This window comes from Streptococcus thermophilus (genome assembly GCF_010120595.1).
Taxonomy (GTDB): domain Bacteria; phylum Bacillota; class Bacilli; order Lactobacillales; family Streptococcaceae; genus Streptococcus; species Streptococcus thermophilus.
On sequence record NZ_CP038020.1, the window covers coordinates 931,022 to 954,936 of the forward strand.

Here is a 23,915-nt window from a genome sequence, read left to right on the forward strand (position 1 = left end):
ACGCCCCTAGGTCGAACGACTTAGGAGCAGAGACATGGTTCTTTTTGCATCCTGAGTCTCAAAGATAAAGGAGTAAATCATGTCTAAAAAATTGACTTTCCAGGAGATCATCCTTACTTTGCAACAATACTGGAATGACCAGGGTTGTATGCTCATGCAGGCTTATGATAATGAAAAGGGTGCGGGTACGATGAGTCCCTACACCTTCCTTCGTGCCATTGGTCCGGAACCATGGAATGCGGCTTATGTTGAGCCATCTCGTCGTCCAGCAGACGGTCGCTACGGGGAAAACCCAAATCGTCTCTACCAACACCACCAATTCCAAGTGGTCATGAAACCATCACCATCAAACATTCAAGAACTTTATTTGGAGTCATTGGAAAAATTGGGCATCAACCCATTGGAACACGATGTTCGTTTCGTTGAAGACAACTGGGAAAACCCATCAACTGGTTCAGCTGGTCTTGGTTGGGAAGTTTGGCTTGACGGTATGGAAATTACTCAGTTTACCTACTTCCAACAAGTTGGTGGCTTGGCAACTGGACCTGTTACCGCTGAGGTCACATATGGATTGGAACGTTTGGCTTCTTACATCCAAGAAGTAGACTCTGTTTACGATATTGAGTGGGCTCCAGGTGTTAAATACGGAGAAATCTTCCTTCAACCAGAATATGAGCACTCAAAATATAGCTTTGAAGTCTCAGACCAAGATATGCTTCTTGAAAACTTTGAAAAATTTGAAAAAGAAGCAGGACGTGCTTTGGAATTGGGTCTTGTTCACCCAGCCTACGACTACGTATTGAAATGTTCACACACTTTTAACTTGCTTGATGCTCGTGGTGCTGTTTCTGTTACAGAACGTGCTGGCTATATCGCTCGCATCCGTAACTTGGCGCGTGTTGTAGCCAAGACCTTCGTTGCAGAACGTAAAAAACTTGGTTACCCACTTCTCGACGAAGCCACACGCAAAAAACTCCTCGCAGAAGAGGAAGAATAAAGAGAGTTACAAGAAAGGAAAAGGGCGAACAGAGTGAGCCCATATTGGTACCCAGAGGCAAGTCAAAGGCTTGCTAAAGGGATAGAGGTGCCGCCGTACTGCCTGGTGGAGATTTTTGAAACCTCAAGTTCAAAAATCAGTTGATTAAATCCACTTTGATGAGACTGTTGGAAATCTATGGCAAGTAGACATAGTATTTCCCTACAGCCCCTCACAAAGTTGGTTAGCAACGTCCCCAGTATCTTAAGGTGCCTATCAAAAAGAAGAAGATGTAAAGGAAAAAACATGACAAAAAACTTATTAGTAGAACTAGGACTTGAAGAGTTGCCAGCCTACGTAGTCACACCAAGTGAAAAACAACTGGGTGAGAAAATGGCAGCTTTCTTGGGTGAAAATCGCCTTTCATATGAAAGCATTCAAACCTTCTCAACACCTCGCCGTTTAGCAGTTCGTGTACTTGGTTTGGCTGATCAACAAACCGATTTGACAGAAGATTTTAAAGGACCTTCTAAGAAAATTGCCTTGGATGCTGATGGAAACTTCTCAAAAGCTGCCCAAGGATTTGTTCGTGGGAAAGGCTTGACGGTTGACGATATCGAATTCCGTGAAGTCAAAGGGGAAGAATACATCTATGTGACGAAACATGAAGCTGGAAAATCTGCCAAAGAAGTATTGGCTGGTATCCCAGAAGTACTTGCTTCATTGACCTTCCCCGTCAGCATGCACTGGGCTAACAACAGCTTTGAATATATTCGCCCTGTTCACACATTGATCGTTCTTTTGGGGGATGAAGCCCTTGAACTAGACTTTTTGGGTATTAAGTCAGGTCGTGTTAGTCGTGGGCACCGTTTCCTCGGGCACGAAGTGGAAATCACCAATGCGGATTCTTATGAAGAAGACCTTCGTACCGTTTACGTGATTGCAGATAGTAAAGAGCGTGAAAACATGATTCGTGAGCAAATCAAAGCTATCGAAGCAGAACAAGGTGTTAAAGTCCAAATCGAAGAAGGTCTTTTGAACGAAGTTTTGAACTTGGTCGAATACCCAACTGCCTTCATGGGAGGTTTTGATACTAAATATTTGGACGTTCCAGAAGACGTTTTGGTGACATCAATGGAGACCCATCAACGTTACTTTGTGGTGCGTGATCTTGATGGTAAGCTTAAACCAAACTTTATCTCAGTTCGTAATGGGAACGCTGAGCACTTGGAAAATGTCGTTCGAGGAAATGAGAAAGTCTTGGTGGCGCGTCTCGAAGATGGTGAATTCTTCTGGCGTGAAGACCAAAAACTCAAGATTGAAGATCTCGTTGCTAAATTGGCAAACGTCACTTTCCATGAAAAGATTGGCTCTCTTTCAGAACATATGGCACGTGCTGGTGTCATTGCGGCTTCATTGGCTGAGAAAGCAGGTTTGACTGCTGAGGAAAAGGCAGCAGTAGCGCGTGCAGCAGAAATCTACAAATTTGACCTCTTGACTGGTATGGTTGGTGAGTTTGATGAGCTTCAAGGGATTATGGGTGAAAAATATGCCCTCCTTGCTGGTGAAGATGAGGCAGTAGCGACAGCTATCCGTGAGCACTACCTTCCTGATTCAGCAGACGGAGCCCTTCCTGAAACGAAAGTTGGTGCTATCCTTGCCCTTGCGGATAAATTGGATACCCTCCTTTCCTTCTTCTCAGTCGGTTTGATTCCATCAGGTTCCAATGACCCTTATGCGCTTCGCCGTGCAACACAAGGGATTGTTCGTATCTTGGATGCCTTTGGTTGGCACATTCCTATGGATGAGTTGATTGACAGTCTTTACGGACTTTCATTTGATAGTCTCTCATATGACAATCAAGCAGAAGTTATTAGATTCATCAAGGCCCGTGTGGACAAGATGATGGGTCGCACACCAAAAGATATCAAAGAAGCTGTTCTTTCTGGTTCAAACTTTGTAGTAGCAGATATGCTTGAAGCAGCTGAAGCTCTTTCAGAAGCTGCTAAGACGGATGGTTACAAGGCAGCTGTTGAGTCACTCTCTCGTGCCTTCAACTTGGCGGAAAAAGCAGATACTTCAGTAGCAGTCGATGCTAGTCTCTTTGAAAATGATCAAGAAAAAGCCTTGGCTCAAGCAGCAGAAAGTCTTGAATTGACAGGTTCAGCTAGCGACAAATTGGCTCAACTCTTTGTTCTTAGCCCAGTCATTGATGCTTTCTTTGATAATACGATGGTTATGGCAGATGATGTGGCTGTTAAAAATAACCGTTTGGCTCTTCTTTCTGCTCTTGTGGCTAAAGCTAAAACTGTTGCAGCCTTTAACCAATTGAATACAAAATAGAGGTAAGAGTAAATGGATTCTAAAAAAATAGCTCGAATCAATGAGCTTGCAAAAAAGAAAAAAACAGAAGGCTTGACACCAGAAGAAGCAGTAGAGCAAGCAAAACTTCGTGAGGAATATATTGCGGGTTATCGTCGTGCTGTTCGTCACCACATTGAAGGAATCAAAATTGTGGATGAAGAAGGAAATGATGTGACACCCGAAAAACTACGTCAAGTCCAACGTGAAAAAGGTCTACATGGGCGTAGCCTAGATGATCCTGAATCATAATAATTTAAAAAGGCTCTTTGTCAACTGTAGTGGGTGACGAAAAGTTAACATCTAGAGAGGACCGGATAGGTCCTTTTTTTATGGGCTCTTTGTCAACTGTAGTGGGTGACGAAAAGCTAACATCTAGAGAGGACCGGATAGGTCCTTTTTTTATGTATGTTCAGTGTGATGAAGACACTCTTCTTAAAGTTGATAAAGTTTCTAAAACCGAAGCCCAAACATTTGATGTCTTTGATCAACTTATTAGTCGCTTCAAGTTTCGCGTTTGAATAGTCCGTTTCTAGTGCGTTTTTGATGTATTGCTTGTGTCTAAGAAAAGTCCTAAAGACAGTTTGAAAATAATGATTGACCTTGCTCCTATTTTCCTCTATCAGTTCAAAGAACTCATCTACTCTCTTCTCCTGAAAGTGAAAAAGCAAAAGCTGATAAAGTGTATAGTAGTCAGTAAGCTCTTTTGAAAAAACTAGTGTCTTCGCAACAACTTCATGTGGTGCTAAAGTTTGGCGGAAAGTCTTTGAATAAAAAGAGTTGAGAGATAGCTTACGACTGTCCTTTTGAAAAAGTCGCCAGTGATTTTTTAAATCTCAATAAGGTAGTGAATTCTTATTAAACTGGTTCATAATGGCAATTCTTGTCTTTAAAAAGGCACGTCCAAGGTGCTGGATAATGTGGAAACGATCAAGAACGATTTTTGCGTTTGGAAAGAGTCTGCGGGCTAGTGGGATATAAGCTCCAGACTTATCCATCGTGATAAACTGTACCTGTTATCGGACTTTCAATGGATACTTCAAAAAGTAGTTTCGTATAGTGGTTTGGCGGCGATTATCAAGGATGGTTATGAGTTCGTTTGTCTTATAATTCTGCGCCACAAAAGCCAATTCCCCTTTCTTGAACCCAAACTCATCCCAGGACATAACAGCAGGGAGTTTGTCATAATGTTCCTTGAAAGTAAACTGATCAAGCTTACGATAGACAGTGGACGTCGACACGCGAAGTCTTCTTGCAATATCAGTTAGTGACACTTTCTCAGTTAGGAGTTGTGTAACTTTTTGTCGGACTAGATTGGAGATTTGGCAGTTTTTCTCAACGATAGATGTCTCAGCTACCGTGACACTTCTACAATTTTTACACTGGAAACGACGTTTTTTCAGACGTAGTAGAGTTGGCGTTCCCGCTTGCTCGAGAAGAGGGATTTTAGAAGGCTTTTGAAAGTCGTACTTGATCATCTTTCCATGGCAATGAGGACATGATGGTGCAGGGTAATCAAGTTTTGCTTGAATCTCGATATGAGTGTCAGTTTCAAAAACAAGTGAAATCTTGATATTTTGGTCTTTGATTCCGATTAATTCTGTGTTATTCTTAATAAGTCTCATAAGTTCTTCCTAATGATGGTTTGGTTTCTTTTCATTATAGTTCTTATGGGACTTTTTGTGTACACTCAAAAAGCTCTATAATCCCTACAGTAGTTTTACCCACTACAGAAATTATAGAGCCTTTAAAAATAGGAGCTTGAATTTAGTCCGAGCTCCTATTTTTAAATTAAAATATTCTGAATTATATACACAATATTGACCAATTGTTTCAAAAATGGTATAATACAAGTTATGTTAAAAATAGCTGGGCTCTCTGAGTCGTATTAAATAGAATTGGAGTGAAAAAAATGTCACAAAAGCAACATCATAACGATGACGATAACCAGACTAAAAATGGTATGGTACGAGGTCTTCAAAACAGACACGTTCAGCTGATTGCCATCGCTGGTACAATCGGTACAGGTCTCTTTCTTGGGGCAGGGCGTTCCATTTCCCTAACAGGACCTTCAATCATCCTAGTTTATATGCTGACAGGTGTCTTCATGTATCTCATGATGCGAGCTATCGGTGAGATGCTCTACATGGATCCGGATCAACATACCTTTATTAACTTTATTACGAAATACCTTGGTAAAGGCTGGGGATTTTTCTCAGGGTGGTCTTACTGGGTATCGTTGGTATTTATTGGTATGGCAGAAATTACAGCCGTTGCGAACTATGTGCAGTTTTGGTTTCCAAGTTGGCCTGCCTGGCAAATTCAGATTGTCTTCCTATTTATCTTGAGTTCGGTAAATTTGATTGCGGTTAAGATTTTCGGGGAAGTTGAGTTTTGGTTTGGGATGATCAAGATTATCACCATTCTTGCCTTGATAGCTACAGGGATCTTTATGGTAGCAACTAACTTTGAAACGCCAGCTGGACATGCGAGCCTTATTAACATTACACAAGGCTTTCAAATGTTTCCTAAAGGTTGGGTAAGCTTTGCCATGACCTTCCAGATGGTTTTCTTTGCCTACCAAGCTATTGAGTTTGTAGGAATTACAACATCTGAGACAGCAAATCCTCGTAAGGTGTTGCCAAAGGCAATCAAGGAAATTCCGGTTCGTATTGCAATCTTCTATGTAGGAGCGCTCATTGCCATTATGGCTATCTTTCCGTGGCAGAAGCTCCCAGTTAATGAGTCACCGTTTGTAATGGTCTTCCAAATGGCTGGTATCAAGTGGGCAGCAGCTCTCATTAACTTTGTTGTCTTGACAGCAGCAGCCTCATCTTTGAACTCAACACTTTATTCAACTGGTCGTCACCTTTTTCAAATCGCTAAGGAAACACCAAACAGCAAGGTTATGAAATCTTTGAAGCTTGATACCTTGGCACGTAATGGTATTCCTTCTCGTGCCATCATTGTATCAGCTATTGTGGTATGTATCTCAGCCTTTATCAATGTCTTACCTGGTGTGTCTGATGCCTTTGCTTTGATTGCCGCATCGTCATCAGGTGTTTACATTGCTATCTACATCTTGACCATGCTTGCTCATCTCAAGTACCGTAAATCTCAAGAATTTATGGCAGATGGCTTCCTTATGCCAGCCTATAAAATTCTTAATCCTTTGACTATTGCATTTTTTGTCTTCGTCTTTGTTTGTCTCTTCTTGCAAAAGTCAACTGTTGTTGGAGCTATTGGAGCAGTGATCTGGATTGTGGTATTTGGTATCTATAGTAACTTAAAACATAGTAAATAAACCAACCTAACTCACCTTTCTGGTGAGTTTTTTATTGCAAAAAAGGACACAAGGTGTCCTGGTTATAAATTATGAAATGCTTTCTTGGTTTCCATGTTGAAGAAAACCACCTAAGAGGCTTTTGCTGCGGTGAAAAATAGCAGGCTTGTGATTGTTGTGTGCACGCCCATTTATATCTAGTTTGGCCCATTCAAGTGCTTGATAAGCATTTCGATCTGATACCGTAGAAGTACCAATGTAGCTGTAGATACCTGCCTGAGAAAGAATAAAGCCTTGAAGTTGTCGAATGTGTTCGTCGTTAAGTGCTTCTGAAAAATATATCTTAACAGTCTTATAAGTTAAGGATTGAACAGACTCAACGATAGGCGACTCTGCTAAGAGATGTAGCAATGATTGATGTTTAGTAAAGTACTTATCATAGTCCATTGGAAGAATAATAGTATGGGCAATCCAATCCTCTAAATTAGCTCTAGCTTTTTCACTAAGTCCTTTAGCTGTAATATTGAGGGTATCTACGGTGAAAGGAAGCTGGTCGATGTGAGCAGTGTTAGAACCATATGCCTTTCTGAAAAGCGGTGTACTTGATAGAATTTGTCCAGTAGGTGAAGTAATCGCCAAGGCGGTTTCCTTGGTTTGGTAACCAAGTTCCTGACATTCCATGCTAGCGTAAGTGTCTTTAAATTCAATAATTGCTCTTGTTTTCATCGTATAACTCTCCTTATGTTAGTTTATAAACTAACAATAGTTTATCACGACTTAAAGTCTTGGTCAAGATTTTACATCCAAAAACAAAAAATAATTTTGTAAGGGTTTGCAAATTATTTTAACTCTGATATTATAGAACCATATCAAAAGGATTGTTACTGGTCAGCAGGCAAAACCTAGATAAATACGAAAAACTAATGGGAGTAGTGCATACTCAACCCAATTGGTTCTTGGTATTTATTTAGTTTTTTTGTTGAAAAAGCCTCAAAGCAACTAAAATCCTAGAAAAAAAGGAGCCCTTATGGCTAAATATACTGAATTAGCTGAGGACATTCTCAAACACGTTGGTGGTAAAGAAAATATCAATAGCTTGAAACACTGTGTGACACGTTTGCGCTTTGATTTGAAAGATGAGTCTAAAGCAGATGATAACTATCTTAAGAATCGTGATGGTGTCGTTACTGTTGTGAAGGCATGAGGTCAATATCAGGTGGTTATCGGTAACCATGTCCCTGATGTTTATGCGGAGATTCTTCAAGTTGGCGGTCTTCCAGCAGGTGGTAGTCTGGATCTTGATGAAGGTGATGCACCAAAGGGAAATCTCTTTGACCGCTTTGTATCTCTAGTCTCAAGTATTTTCCAACCCTTTCCTTGGGCCTTTGGCTGCAGCAGGGATTATCAAAGGTATATTTGCTATCATGGCAGCATGTGGCTTGTCAGCTACAACGAGTCCTATGTATGTTATCTTGAATGCAGCAGGAGATAGTGTCTTCCAATTCTTGCCAATCTAGATTGCATTAACATCTGCCCGTCGTTTAAAGGTTAATGAGTTTACAGCTTTTGCGATTGCAGGAGCACTTGTTTATCCTGATCTTGCTACACTAGTCACACTGCTCTTCAAAAGGCTGATCAAGGGCATGTTCTAGGAGTAATTCCTTTTGCACTTCCTGCAGGAGGTTACCTTTCAACTGTGATGCCTTCTATCTTAGCAATTTGGGTGGCTTCATACATTCAAAAATTCTTTACCAAGATGACACCAGATGTGATTAAAGTCTTTGTAGTACCTCTTTTTACATTACTCATTACCGTTCTATTAACATTCTTGGTGGTGGGACCAGTTGCCAATACTTTGTCTGATGGATTGACAAATCTTTTCCAAGCAATCATGAACTTCAATCCGATTGTCTTTGGTCTTGTACTTGGTATTTTGTGGCAAGTCTTGGTTATGTTCGGAATGCACTGGGCACTTATTCCTCTTGCAATCTCAGACGTGGCAACAAACGGTAGTTCAAGTATTCTTTCAGCAGCACTTTTGCCATGTTTTACGCAAACAGGTGTATTGGGGGCTATTATGCTTAAGACAAAAGAAGAAAAAGTCCGCACCATCTCTATGCCAGCGTTTGTTTCATCTATTTTTGGGGTTACAGAACCAGCTATCTATGGTGTGACACTGCCAATGAAAACACCATTCTACATTTCATGTGGCGTTTCTGAACTGATGGGAGCTGCCATGATAGCCCTAGATATTAAGATGTATTCAACTGGTGGTCTGGGTGTCTTTGTCTTCCCAAGCCTTATTGGCCAGGACGGTAGCCTACTAAAGTTATCTTTGCGATTCTTATTGCTGTCCTTGGCGGTGTTCTCGCCTTCCTCATCCAACTCTTTGTACGAGTACCAAATCTATAACAGTGGCGGTGAAGTAGCTAAGGCTGAGGGAAAAGCTGATGAAGCTGCACCTGTTCCTAAAGAAATTCAACAAGAAATCATTGCTAGTCCGCTTATCGGGAATATTGTACCGCTTAACCGTGTACCTGACCAAGTCTTTGCATCAGGAGCTATGGGTAAGGGAATTGCTATTGATCCTACTGATGGTGTAGTTGTTGCACCAGCTAAGGCAACCGTTAATTTAGTCTTTCCTACTGGGCATGCTATTGATTTAACAACTGAAAATGGTGCAGAGCTTCTCATCCATATTGGTATGGATACTGTTTCATTTGCTGGTAAAGGTTTCAAGACCTATGTAGAAGCCGGGGATGTCGGAGAAGCAGGCCAAAAACTTATAGAATTTGACCTAGCAACTATCCGAGACGCTAAATTACCAGTCATCACACCGGTCATTGTGACAAACACTACTGACTTCGGTGGTGTCTTAACTACTAAAGAAGCCCGCGTTAACGCTGGTGATTATCTCCTCGCTGCTGTTAAATAAAAATAAATCCGAGAAGCTGATTCTCGGATTTATTTTTATTTGAATTTGTAGTCTTTAATTACTTCGACTGAATTAACAGTTAGATTTTCTTTTGGTTTGTTATTGTCATCAACTTCAAGGTTAGCAATAGTATCAACGACATCCATGCCTTTGATGACTTGTCCAAAGACGGTATATTTCGTATCACCAGCAGGGTAACCACCTTTTTTATAGGCGTCAATGATAGGTTTTGGATAGCCTGCGTTTCCTAGTTGCTTACTTTGGTCATCCTTGTTTTGAACGATGAAGAATTGGCTGCCGTTTGAATCTTTGGCACCTGTATTAGCCATAGCAAGTGCGCCACGAATGTTGTAGAGGAATGGTGTAGGCTCAACAGCGAAACCTTTCTTCCATATAGATTCTCCACCGGTACCATCTCCCTTAGGATCACCACTTTGAATCATGAAGTCCTTGATAACACGGTGGAAGGTAAGACCATCGTAGTACTTATCCTTGGCGTGCTTCAAGAAGTTTTCAGAAGCCTTAGGAGCAAGCGTAGGGAAGAGTTTAACAGTGATATCACCTTTTGAAGTATGGAGGATAACTTCAGCTTCGTCCTTGCCGACTTTGTCTGTCAACTGTGGAAAAGCCTCTTTTCCGGATTTTTGAGCTTTTTCTAATTGTTTAGTGAATATCTTGTTATCCACGTAAGCATCTCCACGAATAGCACGAGAAATATTCTCACGGTAGACAAATCCTAGTCCGGCGATAACAAGTATAATAATTAATGGAATGTACTTTTTAATGTTTTTCATATATAACTCCTTTGGTGCATTATAACTACTATTTTAGCAGAAAAAAACCTCTTGGGAAACGGTTAACAGAGGTATTTAATTATGCTAGAATGGAATTATCAACAATAAATTGAACATGGGACTAGATATAGGGAGAGGTTGCCTCAAGGTGTAAAGTGAGGTCAGCCTTTTTTAAGGGACATTTGCACCAACCTTGATCGGAGATAGTTGTCTAAATCCTTACTATAGAAAACTTCACTAATTTGAAGGAATGTCTTGTTTAGATTTCTTGAAAAAAAGGAGATCTTTATGTCAACTAAAGCAGAATGAGCTGAACTCTTTGAGTCGGTACATGGGCGTAAACCTATCCCCCAAGAATTTTTGGACGCTAAAGCAGCTGACTTTGACACTAGCGCTTTGACTGCTCAAGTAGCATCTGTACAAGAACCAGCTAATGAACCTGTCGCTGAAGAAGTGCCAGCAGAACAAGCTGATGTTGCTGAAACAGCTGAAGGTGCTGTCACAGAACAAGCAAGCAGTGAATCACCATTTGGAACGGCAGCCTTCTCAGAAGCGCCTGCGCAACAACTAACACCACAATTTGATTCAAGCATGTTTGAAAAGGCATCTATCCCTACAGCTTAAGGATTCGGAACTGTAACTAATTCAGTAGATAGCTCAGCGGATAAACCACTCTTCAACCTTATCTTGCCAATCGTTGCAATTGCTCTTGCAGTAATCTTTTCCATCTTGGCATGGTTTGTCAGTCCTACTTGGCTCTTCATCATTTTGACTGTCCTTACAGTTACTGTAGCAGTCGTTTCGCTTGTCTTCAGCCTTAAATCAAGCAAGAAATTGCTCTCGATCATCGCAACAGGTGTTGCTGGTCTTATGATCTTTGTGTCTATTGGTGGTTTGATTTTCCAAATATCTCAAAACTCTAGTGATAGCACAAGCTCAAGCAAGACATCAAAAGTTGCTGATAAAGATGATGATGACAAAAAAATGATGACAGCGATTCAAAATCAGACTCAAAAGGTGATAGCACTGACGTCAACGATTACATTGACAAAAATGCTAAACTTGACTGGAATGAATCTAAATTCAAGAAGTTGAAAGTTGGAAAAGACTCTGCTAAGTCAATTATGAAGACTTACTGTAAAGCATCAGATGCTCAAATGTCAGGTGATGACTTGAACATGACTTATTCTGGCAAAGACTATAGCAAAAGTGTCTACCTAACCTTTAAGAAACAGTATGATGGTACCTTTATCTTGTCACATGCTTCAGGAAACTTCCCTACAGATGCTGTACAAACTGATGACTCTTACAAATCTGACTGGACGAAAGAACAGTTTGATGCTCTTAATAAGGGAGATTACAGCAACCCATCAAACGGAACAAAACTCGAAGGTATCCTTAAGGATCACCCTAAAGCTTCAGACGCTGATTACACCATCTCAACAGTTCGTGAAGGTGAGTTCAAGAAAGAATTGACCGTTTTTTATAACGACTTTAAATCTGAAGATGGTAAACTTAAGACTGTTTACTTGTTATTTGACACTACAGAAGATGGTGATACATTTTGACCTTTAAGTCTAAAGATGGTGTTTACATCCTAGCGCATGCTTCCGCAGACTTCGGCTATGATAAGGTTAAGGAAGTTAGTGACTATCAAAGCGACTGGACAAAAGAGGATTTTGATAAGTTAACTGTTGGTACTCAAGCAGATTTGCTTAAGGGAACACGTCTTTCAGATGTTGTCTCAAACCACTCTGAGGCCAGCTTTAGTACGCATGAGCTGACTCAGACTAATGAAGGAGACCTCACACAAAAAGTATCGCTTAGTTTCTACGATTATAGTCCAGACAGTGGTAAACTTAAGACGGTTCACCTAACTTTTGACTATGATAAACGTGAAAACGAGTACTTCTTAACAGACAAATTAGGCGAATAAGACTACTTTTTAGTAATTCAAGCTCAGGGTTGCCTGGGCTTTTTACTATCAACAAAAGAGGATAAAATCTGGTATAATAAAACTGATTGATTTTTCAAGAAAGAAGTGTCACATATGAACATACAACAACTACGTTATGTCGTAGCCATTGCCAACAGCGGAACCTTTCGTGAGGCGGCCAGCAAGCTCTTTGTGAGTCAGCCTAGTCTATCAGTGGCTATCAAGGATTTGGAGCAGGAGTTAAATTTTAAAATTTTCACCCGTACAACGACGGGGGCAGTCTTGACCAGTCAGGGCATGACCTTTTATGAACGCGCGCTTGAGGTGGTTCGAAGTTTTGATAGTTTTGAAAATCGCTATCTTAATGCTTCTGAGAAGGGCAACCAGTTTTCGATTTCCAGTCAGCACTATGATTTTTTGCCACCTTTGATTACAACTTTTTCGGAACGTTACCCTGATTACAAGGATTTCCGTATCTTTGAGTCTACGACCATTCAAATTTTGGATGAAGTAGCCAAGGGGAATAGTGAGATTGGAATTATCTATCTGAATCGTCAAAATAGTAAGGGCATCCAACAAAATATGGATAAACTTGGGCTTGAGTCTATTGATTTAATTCCATTTAAGACTCATATTTATCTTCGTAAGGGCCATCCACTGGCTCATAAAGAGAGTTTAGTAATGGAGGATTTGGCACACCTACCTACCGTACGTTTTACTCAGGAGAAGGACGAGTACCTGTACTATTCTGAAAACTTTGTGGATACATCAGATTCGTCTCTTATGTTTAACGTGACAGATCGTGCGACTTTGAATGGTATCTTGGAGCGTACGGATGCTTATGCGACGGGTTCTGGTTTCCTTGATGCTCAAAGTGTAAACGGTATTACAGTTATTCCACTTGAGGATAATTTGGATAACAAGATGGTTTATGTTCGCCGTAAAGGAATTAATTTGTCGTCGTGTGCTCTCAAGTTTGTCAATGTTATGTTTGACTACTTTGATACTTATAAACCATAGGAGGACTTATGCGTAAAGTTGCGATTCCTTTGGCTATTCTGGCTTTGATTGGTTTGGATCAGTGGGTCAAGCATTGGGTTGTGGCAAATATTTCCCTTAACCAAGTTATTAAGGCTATTCCTGGCGTTTTCAGCTTGACCTATCTACAGAACCGTGGTGCTGCTTTTTCGATTTTACAGAATCAGAAATATTTCTTTGTAATTTTGACGGTTCTAGTGATTGGTGCGGCTCTGTTCTATCTGGTTAAGAATTACCAGAAGAGTCTTTGGTTGGTTCTATCTTTGATTTTGATTATCTCAGGTGGTATTGGCAACTTTATCGACCGTGTGCATTTGGGTTACGTGGTTGATATGGTTCAGCTTGATTTTATCGATTTTGCAATATTTAACGTGGCAGACTCCTATCTAACGGTGGGTGTGCTGCTCTTGATTTTAATCTTATGGAAAGAGGAAAATGGAAGTCATCATTAAAGAGGCGGGAAACCGTCTGGACAAGTCTTTGGCCGATTTGACAGAATTGTCACGTAGTCAGGCCAATGAAGCGATTAAGGCTGGAACAGTATTAGTCAATGGTAAGTCGGCCAAGGCTAAGTATGTGGTAAAAGAGGGTGATGTCATCACCTATGTATTGCCTGAAGAAGAGGTCTTGGAATACAAGGCTGAAGATATTCCTTTGGATATTATCTACGAGGATGCGGATGTGGCAGTGGTCAACAAACCTCAAGGTATGGTGGTCCATCCATCAGCTGGCCACACATCTGGCACCTTGGTCAATGCTCTTATGTACCATGTCAAGGACCTTTCGTCTATCAATGGCGTGGTTCGTCCTGGGATTGTTCACCGTATCGATAAGGACACGTCTGGTCTCCTTATGATTGCTAAGAATGATAAGGCCCACAATGCTTTGGCAGCTGAGCTTAAGGATAAGAAGTCGCTTCGCAAGTATGTGGCTATCGTGCATGGCAATCTGCCTAACGATAGAGGTGTGATTGAGGCTCCGATTGGGCGTTCGGACAAAGACCGTAAGAAACAGGCAGTAACAGCTAAGGGAAAGCCTGCAGTAACACGCTTCACCGTTCTTGAACGTTTTGGCAACTATACGTTGGTAGAGTTGCAGCTGGAAACAGGTCGTACCCACCAGATTCGTGTGCACATGGCGTATATTGGTCACCCGGTGGCGGGAGATCCTCTTTATGGGCCACGTAAGACCCTCAAGGGCCATGGACAATTTCTACATGCTAAGACCCTTGGTTTCACGCATCCTACGACAGGCGAATTGGTCGAATTTACCGCAGAAGAACCCATTATTTTCAAGGAGACCTTGGAGAAATTGAAGAAATCTTAATAGTCATCCAACGGATGTTCTTTCTTGTGAGAGAGTGTCCGTTTTTTTTCTTGTAAAAGAGTCTGAAATTTGCTATAATCTACCTAATTAAATAAGTCCTTTAATTACTGTCCAGAGAGGCAGGCAAGGAGCCATGAGAAGTGCGCAGGTGAACTGTGCCATGTTTTTGTGTATCTCCTTGTTTCAAGGGGATTTTTTGTATTTAGAAAGGTTTTTTTATGAAGAAAAAAGAAATCGTCGATGACGTAACCATGAAACGTGCCATTACACGTATCACTTATGAGATTATTGAGCGAAACAAGAATCTCGACAAGATTGTCTTGGCTGGTATTAAGACACGTGGTGTTTATATTGCTCAGCGTATTCAAGAGCGCTTGAAACAATTGGAAAACCTTGATGTACCATTGATTGAGCTTGATACTAAGGCTTACCGTGATGATGTTAAATCTGAACAGGACACATCCCTTATTCCTATCGAAATTGATGGTACGGATGTTATCCTTGTAGATGATGTGCTCTACACAGGTCGTACTATCCGTGCTGCGATTGATAATATCGTTAGTCATGGACGTCCAGCGCGTGTTGGATTGGCTGTCTTGGTTGACCGTGGTCACCGTGAATTGCCAATCCGTGCGGACTATGTTGGTAAAAATATCCCAACAAGTGAGTCAGAAGAAATTGAAGTCTTGGTGACAGAAGTTGATGGTAAGGATAGTGTCAACATTATTGATCCAAACTAGATTTTAGTCTTTAGATAGGTGAGTTTACGATCCTACAATGATTCTTTCGCTGTGGTGGGAGAGTTGAGATGTTGGTTTAAATAAACACGGGACTCATTTCTTAGGAAAAAGATAAGTCCCCTACCCCTAGCACACTTTGGAGTGCATTGTCGACTTTCTATTTTTCTACAGAAATGTTTGGCTTAGCCAAAACGTCCCTTAGTGTCTTGTTAATTGAACACGCCCTAAGCCTTGTGTAAAAAAGATAAATACTCTTTGGAGCCATCGCTCCGTCATCGTATTTCCTATTTTTGCTTTAGGTTTTAGACGGGCTTTGTATCGTGTTTTTAAGGAGTATTTTGATATCGTGAATAACGTAAAATATGATGTGAATGATATGCCTAAAGTTGGTTTATTGGTGGGTTTGTCATTCCAGCACTTGTTTGCAATGTTTGGTGCGACGGTTCTTGTACCGATTTTGGTTGGGATTGATCCCGCTATTGCTCTTTTCTCATCTGGTTTGGGAACTTTGGCTCACTTGACGGTGACTAAGTACAAGATTCCAGCTTACATGGGGTCTAGTTTCGCCTATATTGCGGCTATGCAAATGCTTATGAAGACTGACGGTATCGGAGCGGTGGCTCAAGGTGCCATGGCTGGAGGTTTGGTCTACTTGATTGTTGCCTTGGTTGTTAAGTATGTGGGGAATGCTTGGATTGATAGAGTCCTACCGCCAATTGTGGTTGGTCCAATTATCATCGTAATCGGTTTGAGTCTTGCGGCAAATGCAGTCAAGGATGCGACAATGGTTAATGATACCTATAGTATCTTTAGTCTTGTGATTTCTATGGTAACTCTCTTTTCCGTCATCCTCTTTAATATGTATGGTAAGAAAATCATCGGTGTTATCCCAATTTTACTTGGTTTAATCGTGGGTTACATTTTCTCAGTGGTTCTTGGTTGGTTAACGGGCCATGAGTTTGTCCAATTTTCAAAAGTTGCGGCTGCTCATTGGTTCCAAGTTCCAAGTTTTGACATTCCGTTTGTGAATTATGACTTCAAACTCTATCCAAGTGCGATTTTGACAATGGCTCCGATTGCCTTTGTGACAATGACCGAACACTTTGGGCATGTTATGGTTTTGAATAGTTTAACTGGACGTGATTACTTTAAAGATCCAGGTCTTGATCGTACTCTAACAGGTGATGGTTTGGCACAGATTATCGCTGGTTTCTTTGGAGCTCCGCCAGTAACTTCTTATGGTGAAAATATTGGAGTTATGGCCCTCAGTAAGGTCTACTCAGTTTACGTTATTGCGGGTGCAGCAGTGATTGCGGTCTTGATGAGTTTTATTGGTAAGGTGTCTGCTCTCTTGAGTTCCATACCAACAGCTGTTTTGGGTGGAATTTCAATTGCCCTCTTTGGGGTTATCGCTGCTAGCGGTTTGAAAATTTTAGTTGAACATAAGATTGATTTTGATAATAAAAAGAATCTCTTGATTGCTAGTGTTATCTTGGTATCTGGTATCGGTGGTTTGATGATTGATCTTGGTGGTTTTCAAATCACGGGTGTGGCAAGCTCAACCATTCTTGGAATATTGCTTTATCAAATCTTGCCAGATCCTAATAAAGGTAGCAAGAACTAATCAATCATTAAAAAAGGAAAAACTATGGCGATTGCAGATGGGAAAGTGTCACTAAAACATTTGGTGACTATGGAAACCCTCACGAATGAAGAGGTCTTGGGCATGATTCGTCGAGGTGGAGATTTTAAAAACGGTAGAGCTGATTTCCAGCTGGATCGACAGTATTTCGCTGCCAATCTCTTTTTTGAAAATTCAACACGAACACATAAGTCCTTTGAAGTAGCTGAGAAAAAACTTGGATTGGACGTGATTGAGTTTGATGCTGGGACTAGCTCAGTAAATAAGGGTGAAACCCTCTATGATACGATTTTGACGATGTCTGCTTTGGGTGTTGATATCTGTGTGGTTCGCCACTCGGAAGTCGATTACTACAAGCAGTTGATTGACAGTAGGACTATTCAGACTTCTATTGTTAATGGTGGTGACGGTTCTGGGCAACACCCAAGTCAGTGTTTGCTTGATTTGATGACAATTTATGAAGAGTTCGGAACTTTTGGAAATCTAAAGATTTGTATTGCAGGCGATATTACGCATTCGCGTGTAGCTAAGTCAAATATGCGAATTCTCAAGCGTTTGGGAGCACAGATTTATTTTGCTGGCCCTACAGAGTGGTATTCAAGTGAGTTTGATGTTTATGGTCAGCATGTGGCCATTGACGACGTCATTGAGGACTTGAATGTACTCATGTTGCTTCGTGTTCAGCACGAACGTCATAGGAATGACAAAGGATTTTCAAAAGAAGAGTACCATACTCTCTATGGTTTGACTGAAGAACGTTATGCCAAGTTAGCAGATCAAGCAATCATTATGCACCCAGCTCCGGTTAATCGTGATGTGGAAATTGCTGATAGCTTGGTTGAGGCACCTAAGGCACGTATCGTTACTCAGATGCAAAATGGAGTCTTTGTCCGTATGGCGATTATCGAAGCTATTTTAAATGGCAAAGCGTAAACAACGTTAACAGATTCCTGAGAGAATCAGACGAAAAAGAACACGCCCTAAGCCTTGTGCAAACGAATTACTTTTTGGCTCAGCTGCATTATTGTTGTTTGCTTTAGACTTGAGACGGGCCTTGTTCTAAGTGAAAGGAACAATTTACTATAATGGCAAAACGTTTACTTATTTTAGAAGACGGCACTATTTTTGAAGGTCAAGCCTTCGGTGCTGATGTGCATGTGACGGGTGAAATCGTCTTTAATACTGGTATGACGGGTTATCAAGAATCTATCACTGACCAGTCTTACAACGGTCAAATTTTGACTTTTACTTATCCACTGGTTGGAAACTATGGGGTTAACCGTGATGACTATGAGTCAATCACGCCAACAACTAAGGGAGTGGTTGTTTCAGAGGCTAGCCGTCGTGCCAGCAATTGGCGTAACCAAATGACCTTGGATGAGTTTTTGAAAGCTAAAAACATCCCGGGTGTTTCTGGTATTGATACACGTGCTTTGACTAAGATTATCCGTCAACATGGTACCATGAAGGCGACTTTGGCTAAACCTGGAGACAGCATTGAGCACTTGCAAGATCAATTGCGTGCCACTGTTTTGCCAACCAACAATATTGAGCAGGTATCGACTAAGACAGCCTACCCAGCACCTGGTGTTGGTAAAAATATTGTTTTGGTTGACTTTGGTCTGAAGCACTCAATCTTACGTGAATTCTCAAAACGTGATTGTAATGTGACGGTTGTTCCTCATGACATCACAGCTGAAGAAATTCTCCATCTCAATCCAGATGGTGTGATGTTATCTAATGGTCCAGGTAACCCTGAAGATGTGCCTCATGCACTTGATATGATTCGTGGCATCCAAGGCAAAATACCAATTTTTGGTATTTGTATGGGTCACCAGTTGTTTAGTTTGGCGAATGGTGCCAAGGCCTACAAGATGAAGTTTGGTCACCGTGGATTTAACCATGCGGTTCGTGAAATTGCGACTGGTCGTGTTGATTTCACCAGCCAAAACCATGGTTATGCCATTGACCGTGACACACTTCCAGAGTGCCTCATGGTAACGCACGAAGAGATTAATGATAAATCAGTTGAAGGTGTTCGTCACCGTGATTTCCCTGCCTTCTCAGTGCAATTCCACCCAGATGCAGCGCCTGGTCCACACGATGCGAGCTATCTCTTTGATGAGTTCTTAGAATTGATTGATGCTTTCCAAGCTGAAAATGCACGTCGTTAATTGCAACTGTCTAGTAACTATAATGGGGTGTGACCCTTGTTTTCCCCAGTCTACTACCTTATTTAATGACAACCAGAGAGTTGTCAAATAGAAAGGAGAATTAAGGACTTGTATTCAGTTAAAGAGACTAATTAAACTGTATTGTTTTCAATTTTAGTGATGCTTGCTTTGATTACAAGGAGTTACAGATTCCTTATCAAGTTAAAAGCGTCATGTTAAAAATATTATCTTAAACTGAACACGGACGGAAAGCTCGGAATTTAGAACAATCGTTTTGGATGCTGGCATCCTGCAACGATTGCCTAAAATCCTAGCGCTTTCTGGTCGTCCTTTGTATCTTAAATATGCCTAAACGTTCTGATATTAAAAAAATTATGGTTATCGGGTCTGGTCCTATTATCATTGGTCAGGCTGCTGAGTTCGACTACGCTGGTACGCAAGCTTGCTTGGCTTTGAAAGAAGAAGGCTACAGTGTTGTTCTTGTTAACTCTAACCCTGCGACTATCATGACTGATAAGGAAATCGCAGACAAGGTTTACATTGAACCTATTACGCTTGAGTTTGTCACACGTATTCTTCGTAAAGAGCGTCCTGATGCCCTCTTGCCAACACTTGGTGGACAGACTGGTTTGAATATGGCCATGGAATTGTCAAAAGCTGGTATTCTTGATGAGCTTGGAGTAGAGCTTTTGGGAACAAAATTGTCTGCCATTGACCAAGCCGAAGACCGTGACCTTTTCAAACAATTGATGGAAGAGTTGGAACAACCAATTCCAGAATCAGAAATTGTAAATACGGTTGAAGAAGCAGTTGCCTTTGCGACAGAGATTGGCTACCCAGTTATCGTTCGTCCAGCCTTTACCCTTGGTGGTACTGGTGGTGGTATGTGTGCTAACGAAGAAGAACTCCGTGAAATCGCTGAAAATGGATTGAAATTGTCACCAGTAACCCAATGTTTGATTGAGCGTTCGATCGCTGGTTTCAAAGAAATCGAATACGAAGTTATGCGTGATGCCGAAGACAATGCTCTTGTGGTATGTAACATGGAAAACTTTGACCCAGTTGGTATCCACACAGGGGACTCAATCGTATTTGCCCCAACGCAAACCTTATCAGATATTGAAAACCAAATGCTTCGTGATGCCAGCTTGAAGATTATCCGTGCCCTTAAAATTGAGGGTGGCTGTAACGTCCAGTTGGCGCTTGACCCACATAGCTTCAAGTACTATGTTATCGAAGTAAACCCTCGTGTATCACGTTCATCAGCCCTTGCCTCAAAGGCCACTGGTTATCCAATCGCTAAATTGGCGGCTAAGATTGCTGTTGGTTTGACACTTGATGAAATGATTAACCCAGTCACTGGTACAACTTATGCCATGTTTGAACCAGCCCTTGACTATGTGGTTGCTAAGATTCCACGTTTCCCATTTGATAAATTTGAACACGGTGAACGTCGTCTCGGTACTCAGATGAAAGCGACAGGTGAAGTTATGGCTATCGGTCGTAACATTGAAGAGTCTCTTCTTAAAGCATGCCGTTCACTTGAAATCGGAGTTTACCACAATGAAATGTCTGAGCTTGCCGAAGTAACAGACGATGCCTTGGTTGAAAAAGTTGTTAAAGCTCAAGACGACCGCCTCTTCTATATTTCTGAGGCCATTCGTCGTGGTTACACTATTGAAGAATTATCAGAGTTGACTAAGATTGATATCTTCTTCCTTGATAAATTGCTCCACATCTTCGAATTGGAACAAGAATTGGCTACTCACGTAGGCGATGTTGATGTTTTAAAAGAAGCTAAACGTAACGGTTTCTCTGATCGTAAGATTGCTGATCTTTGGAATCAAACAGCTAACCAAGTACGTGCGACACGTTTGGAAAATAACATTGTTCCTGTTTACAAGATGGTTGATACTTGTGCGGCTGAGTTTGAATCATCAACACCATATTTTTACTCAACTTACGAGTGGGAAAATGAGTCAATCAAATCTGATAAAGAATCGGTCATCGTTCTTGGTTCAGGTCCTATCCGTATCGGACAAGGGGTTGAGTTCGACTATGCGACAGTTCACTCTGTAAAAGCTATCCAAGCTGCTGGCTACGAAGCCATCATCATGAACTCTAACCCTGAGACAGTTTCAACAGACTTCTCAGTGTCAGACAAACTCTACTTTGAACCATTGACCTTCGAAGACGTGATGAACGTTATTGAATTGGAACAACCTAAGGGTGTGGTGGTTCAGTTTGGTGGACAAACAGCCATCAACTTGGCAGAGCCATTGTCTAAAGCAGGTGTGAAAATCTTGGGTACACAGGTTGCTGACCTTGACCGTGCAGAAGACCGTGACCTCTTCGAACAGGCTCTTAAAGATCTTGACATTCCACAACCACCAGGACAAACAGCGACAAATGAAGAAGAAGCAGTTGAAGCGGCTCGTAAGATTGGTTTCCCAGTTCTTGTTCGTCCATCATACGTTTTGGGTGGACGTGCTATGGAAATCGTTGAAAATGAAGATGACCTTCGTTCTTACATGCGCACAGCCGTTAAGGCTAGTCCAGACCACCCAGTCCTTGTTGATAGCTATATCATAGGACGTGAGTGTGAAGTGGATGCCATCTCTGATGGTAAGGATGTCTTAATTCCAGGTATTATGGAACACATCGAACGTGCGGGGGTTCACTCAGGGGACTCAATGGCGGTTTACCCACCACAAACTCTTTCTAAGAAAATCCAAGAGACTATCGCTGATTACACGAAACGTTTGGCTATCGGTCTTAACTGTATCGGTATGATGAACATTCAGTTCGTTATTAAGGACGAAACGGTCTATGTTATCGAGGTTAACCCACGTGCCAGCCGTACAGTACCATTCTTGTCTAAGGTGACTGATATCCCAATGGCTCAAGTTGCTACAAACTTGATTCTTGGTAAATCATTGGCTGAGCAAGGTTACAAAGATGGTCTTTATCCAGAAAGTAACCATGTCCATGTCAAAGCACCAGTCTTTTCATTCACAAAATTGGCTCAGGTAGATAGTCTCCTTGGACCTGAAATGAAATCAACTGGTGAAGTTATGGGTACAGATGCGACTCTTGAAAAAGCGCTCTACAAAGCCTTTGAAGCATCTTACCTCCACTTGCCAACCTTTGGTAACGTCATCTTTACTATTCACGATGATACCAAAGAAGAAGCCCTTGACTTGGCTCGTCGTTTCGATGCTATCGGTTATGGTATCTACGCAACTGAAGGAACAGCTAAGTTCTTGAATGAACACGGGGTTCACGCAACGCTTGTTAACAAGTTGGGTGAAAACGATGACAATGACATTCCAGCCCTCGTTCGTACAGGTAAAGCACAAGCTATTATCAATACAGTTGGTAACAAACGTACTTATGACGAAGATGGAGCAGCTATCCGTAGTTCAGCTATTGAAGCAGGAATTCCACTCTTCACAGCCCTTGATACAGCAGATGCTATGGTGCGTGTGCTTGAAAGCCGCAGCTTTACAACAGAAGCTATCTAAACACAATATTGAGTCTCAGCTTTTCTGGGGCTTTTATTGAAGACAAAGTTTTCTTTTGAGACTTTCCTCGGGTGATGACGGACGTCAGCAACCTTCTGCGAAGTTCCATGACTCAAAACTTCCGAACGTCTGAAACTAATCGCTTCAGGCGTTTTTATCACTTAGGAAAGTTTCTGTGTAAGGTTACTAGGTTCGTAAAATCTATTTCATAATCTCTCCAGAGCTTCTTGTTTCATTTCATATTTTAAAATAGTATAATAATATTTTGAGTCTCAGCTTTTCTGGGGCTTTTTTCTTACACGAATGTAAGCTAAGAAGTTAAAAATGAAAGCTTAGGCTATAGTTTTGTTTCCTAAGATTCTGCTATACTAGAAACATGATTATTACGACATCTTTACGTGAAAACGAGTCCTTAATTGCACGTGCTCAAGAATTAGCTAGCGAACTAGGAGCTGACTATCAGCCACGACGCAAGTTGTCTTTATCCAAATGTCTGGAACGATTTGGCCCCTTTTATCTTCTATATAAGGACAGATTGTCTTTTGTCAATGCAGATGCCAGTGAGTTGACCTTTCATCCAGATACGGCTGTCCTTCGGCTTAAGGCTCCATATGATGCTTTAATTAGTCTTTTGGGGCAATCTCCCAAGTCTATTCTTGACACGACTATGGGTCTGGCTTCTGATAGCCTAGTGATGGCAGCAGCGGGAAATCAGGTGACTGCCCTTGAGAGTCAAGATGTGATTTTTCAGGTGGTTTCTCGTGGTCTTGCCTCTTATCAGACGGATGATAAGCAGCTTGAAAAGGCCATGCGGTCTATTAAAGCTATTAAGAGCGATAGCCTATCCTTTTTGAAATCTCAGGATGATCACTCTTTTGATATCATTTATGCCGATCCTATGTTTTCAGAGACTATCAAGGAATCAGAAAATCTAAATGCTATCAAACCTCTGGCCAATGGCAGTCGCTTAACGCGAGAATGGCTCGATGAGGCTAAACGTGTTGGCCGAGAACGAATTATCATCAAGGCACATTTTCGTGACTCTGTTTTTGAGGAACTTGGTTTTGAACGTCAGGTTCGTCCCAATCAAAAGTTGCACTATGGTGTGATGGAACTCATTGACACGGAATATTAAAAACATCACAATTTCTATATCTATAGAACACAATCAGAATGAGAGACTTAT

19 protein-coding genes and 2 pseudogenes are annotated in these 23,915 nt (G+C 41.3%); 18 read left to right on the forward strand and 3 right to left on the reverse strand.

The genetic code is table 11. From position 1 onward, the window contains the following. Positions 1 to 79 precede the first annotated feature (79 nt). From glyQ to E3C75_RS04935, 3 genes are all read left to right on the forward strand, one after another. Complete coding sequence (glyQ, locus tag E3C75_RS04925) at positions 80 to 997, forward strand: glycine--tRNA ligase subunit alpha (RefSeq protein WP_002949990.1); 918 nt, start codon at positions 80 to 82, stop codon at positions 995 to 997. 285 nt (positions 998 to 1,282) lie between these two features. Further along, positions 1,283 to 3,319 carry a glycine--tRNA ligase subunit beta gene (gene glyS, locus E3C75_RS04930; RefSeq protein WP_111679345.1) on the forward strand — a complete coding sequence of 679 codons (2,037 nt, stop codon included), beginning with the start codon at positions 1,283 to 1,285 and terminating at the stop codon, positions 3,317 to 3,319. Positions 3,320 to 3,331: 12 nt separating this feature from the next. Next, positions 3,332 to 3,589, forward strand: coding sequence for a DUF896 family protein (locus tag E3C75_RS04935; RefSeq protein ID WP_002949992.1), 258 nt, complete (start codon positions 3,332 to 3,334; stop codon positions 3,587 to 3,589). Positions 3,590 to 3,712: 123 nt separating this feature from the next. Here E3C75_RS04935 and E3C75_RS04940 read toward each other — a convergent pair. Beyond that, positions 3,713 to 4,962 (reverse strand): annotated as a pseudogene (locus tag E3C75_RS04940) (ISL3 family transposase). Between the two features lie 287 nt (positions 4,963 to 5,249). On the opposite strand from E3C75_RS04940, the gene E3C75_RS04945 reads away from it, so the two are divergent. Next, positions 5,250 to 6,641, forward strand: a complete 1,392-nt coding sequence (locus E3C75_RS04945; protein ID WP_111679347.1) for an amino acid permease — start codon at positions 5,250 to 5,252, stop codon at positions 6,639 to 6,641. Between the two features lie 69 nt (positions 6,642 to 6,710). Here the strand turns inward: E3C75_RS04945 and E3C75_RS04950 are convergent, their stop codons facing one another. Beyond that, positions 6,711 to 7,346, reverse strand: a complete 636-nt coding sequence (locus tag E3C75_RS04950; RefSeq protein WP_084828559.1) for a nucleotidyltransferase — start codon at positions 7,344 to 7,346, stop codon at positions 6,711 to 6,713. Between the two features lie 301 nt (positions 7,347 to 7,647). Here E3C75_RS04950 and E3C75_RS11560 point away from each other — a divergent pair. Then, positions 7,648 to 9,555: pseudogene (locus E3C75_RS11560) on the forward strand (beta-glucoside-specific PTS transporter subunit IIABC). Between the two features lie 35 nt (positions 9,556 to 9,590). Here the strand turns inward: E3C75_RS11560 and E3C75_RS04970 are convergent. Then, positions 9,591 to 10,349: a peptidylprolyl isomerase gene (locus E3C75_RS04970; protein WP_111679351.1), complete on the reverse strand. Its 759-nt coding sequence runs from the start codon at positions 10,347 to 10,349 to the stop codon at positions 9,591 to 9,593. 360 nt (positions 10,350 to 10,709) lie between these two features. On the opposite strand from E3C75_RS04970, the gene E3C75_RS04975 reads away from it, so the two are divergent. The 13 genes from E3C75_RS04975 to E3C75_RS05035 all read left to right on the forward strand — a co-directional run bounded on the left by E3C75_RS04975 (position 10,710) and on the right by E3C75_RS05035 (position 23,864). Continuing rightward, positions 10,710 to 10,973, forward strand: coding sequence for a hypothetical protein (locus E3C75_RS04975; protein ID WP_084828561.1), 264 nt, complete (start codon positions 10,710 to 10,712; stop codon positions 10,971 to 10,973). Between the two features lie 63 nt (positions 10,974 to 11,036). Beyond that, a complete protein-coding gene (locus E3C75_RS04980; protein WP_084828562.1) occupies positions 11,037 to 11,444 on the forward strand; it encodes a hypothetical protein in 408 nt (135 codons plus the stop codon). Next, positions 11,441 to 11,917, forward strand: coding sequence for a hypothetical protein (locus tag E3C75_RS04985; protein WP_084828563.1), 477 nt, complete (start codon positions 11,441 to 11,443; stop codon positions 11,915 to 11,917). The genes E3C75_RS04980 and E3C75_RS04985 overlap by 4 nt, the downstream gene beginning before the upstream one ends. After that, the gene (locus tag E3C75_RS11565) at positions 11,914 to 12,285 is read left to right on the forward strand and encodes a hypothetical protein (protein ID WP_223899600.1); all 372 of its coding nucleotides are present in this window, start codon (positions 11,914 to 11,916) and stop codon (positions 12,283 to 12,285) included. Before E3C75_RS04985 ends, E3C75_RS11565 begins: the two co-directional genes overlap by 4 nt. 114 nt (positions 12,286 to 12,399) lie before the next feature. Beyond that, on the forward strand, positions 12,400 to 13,305 hold the full coding sequence (locus E3C75_RS04995; protein ID WP_084828564.1) for a LysR family transcriptional regulator: 906 nt from the start codon (positions 12,400 to 12,402) through the stop codon (positions 13,303 to 13,305). A gap of 8 nt (positions 13,306 to 13,313) precedes the next feature. Then, positions 13,314 to 13,775 carry a signal peptidase II gene (gene lspA / locus E3C75_RS05000; protein WP_002950014.1) on the forward strand — a complete coding sequence of 154 codons (462 nt, stop codon included), beginning with the start codon at positions 13,314 to 13,316 and terminating at the stop codon, positions 13,773 to 13,775. Continuing rightward, a complete protein-coding gene (locus E3C75_RS05005) occupies positions 13,759 to 14,649 on the forward strand; it encodes an RluA family pseudouridine synthase (protein WP_111679353.1) in 891 nt (296 codons plus the stop codon). The genes lspA and E3C75_RS05005 overlap by 17 nt, the downstream gene beginning before the upstream one ends. Positions 14,650 to 14,867: 218 nt before the next feature. Beyond that, positions 14,868 to 15,389 carry a bifunctional pyr operon transcriptional regulator/uracil phosphoribosyltransferase PyrR gene (gene pyrR, locus E3C75_RS05010; protein WP_082308850.1) on the forward strand — a complete coding sequence of 174 codons (522 nt, stop codon included), beginning with the start codon at positions 14,868 to 14,870 and terminating at the stop codon, positions 15,387 to 15,389. A gap of 346 nt (positions 15,390 to 15,735) precedes the next feature. Continuing rightward, entirely contained in the window at positions 15,736 to 17,013 is a 1,278-nt protein-coding gene (locus E3C75_RS05015) for a uracil-xanthine permease family protein (protein ID WP_084825624.1), read from the forward strand. 24 nt (positions 17,014 to 17,037) lie between these two features. Further along, positions 17,038 to 17,964 carry an aspartate carbamoyltransferase catalytic subunit gene (locus E3C75_RS05020; RefSeq protein ID WP_002947266.1) on the forward strand — a complete coding sequence of 309 codons (927 nt, stop codon included), beginning with the start codon at positions 17,038 to 17,040 and terminating at the stop codon, positions 17,962 to 17,964. A 152-nt stretch (positions 17,965 to 18,116) separates the two neighbouring features. Beyond that, positions 18,117 to 19,205, forward strand: a complete 1,089-nt coding sequence (locus E3C75_RS05025; protein WP_065972989.1) for a carbamoyl phosphate synthase small subunit — start codon at positions 18,117 to 18,119, stop codon at positions 19,203 to 19,205. Between the two features lie 344 nt (positions 19,206 to 19,549). Then, complete coding sequence (gene carB / locus E3C75_RS05030; protein WP_024009777.1) at positions 19,550 to 22,729, forward strand: carbamoyl-phosphate synthase large subunit; 3,180 nt, start codon at positions 19,550 to 19,552, stop codon at positions 22,727 to 22,729. Between the two features lie 376 nt (positions 22,730 to 23,105). Then, a complete protein-coding gene (locus E3C75_RS05035) occupies positions 23,106 to 23,864 on the forward strand; it encodes a class I SAM-dependent methyltransferase (RefSeq protein WP_111679355.1) in 759 nt (252 codons plus the stop codon). The last annotated feature ends 51 nt before the right edge of the window (positions 23,865 to 23,915 follow it).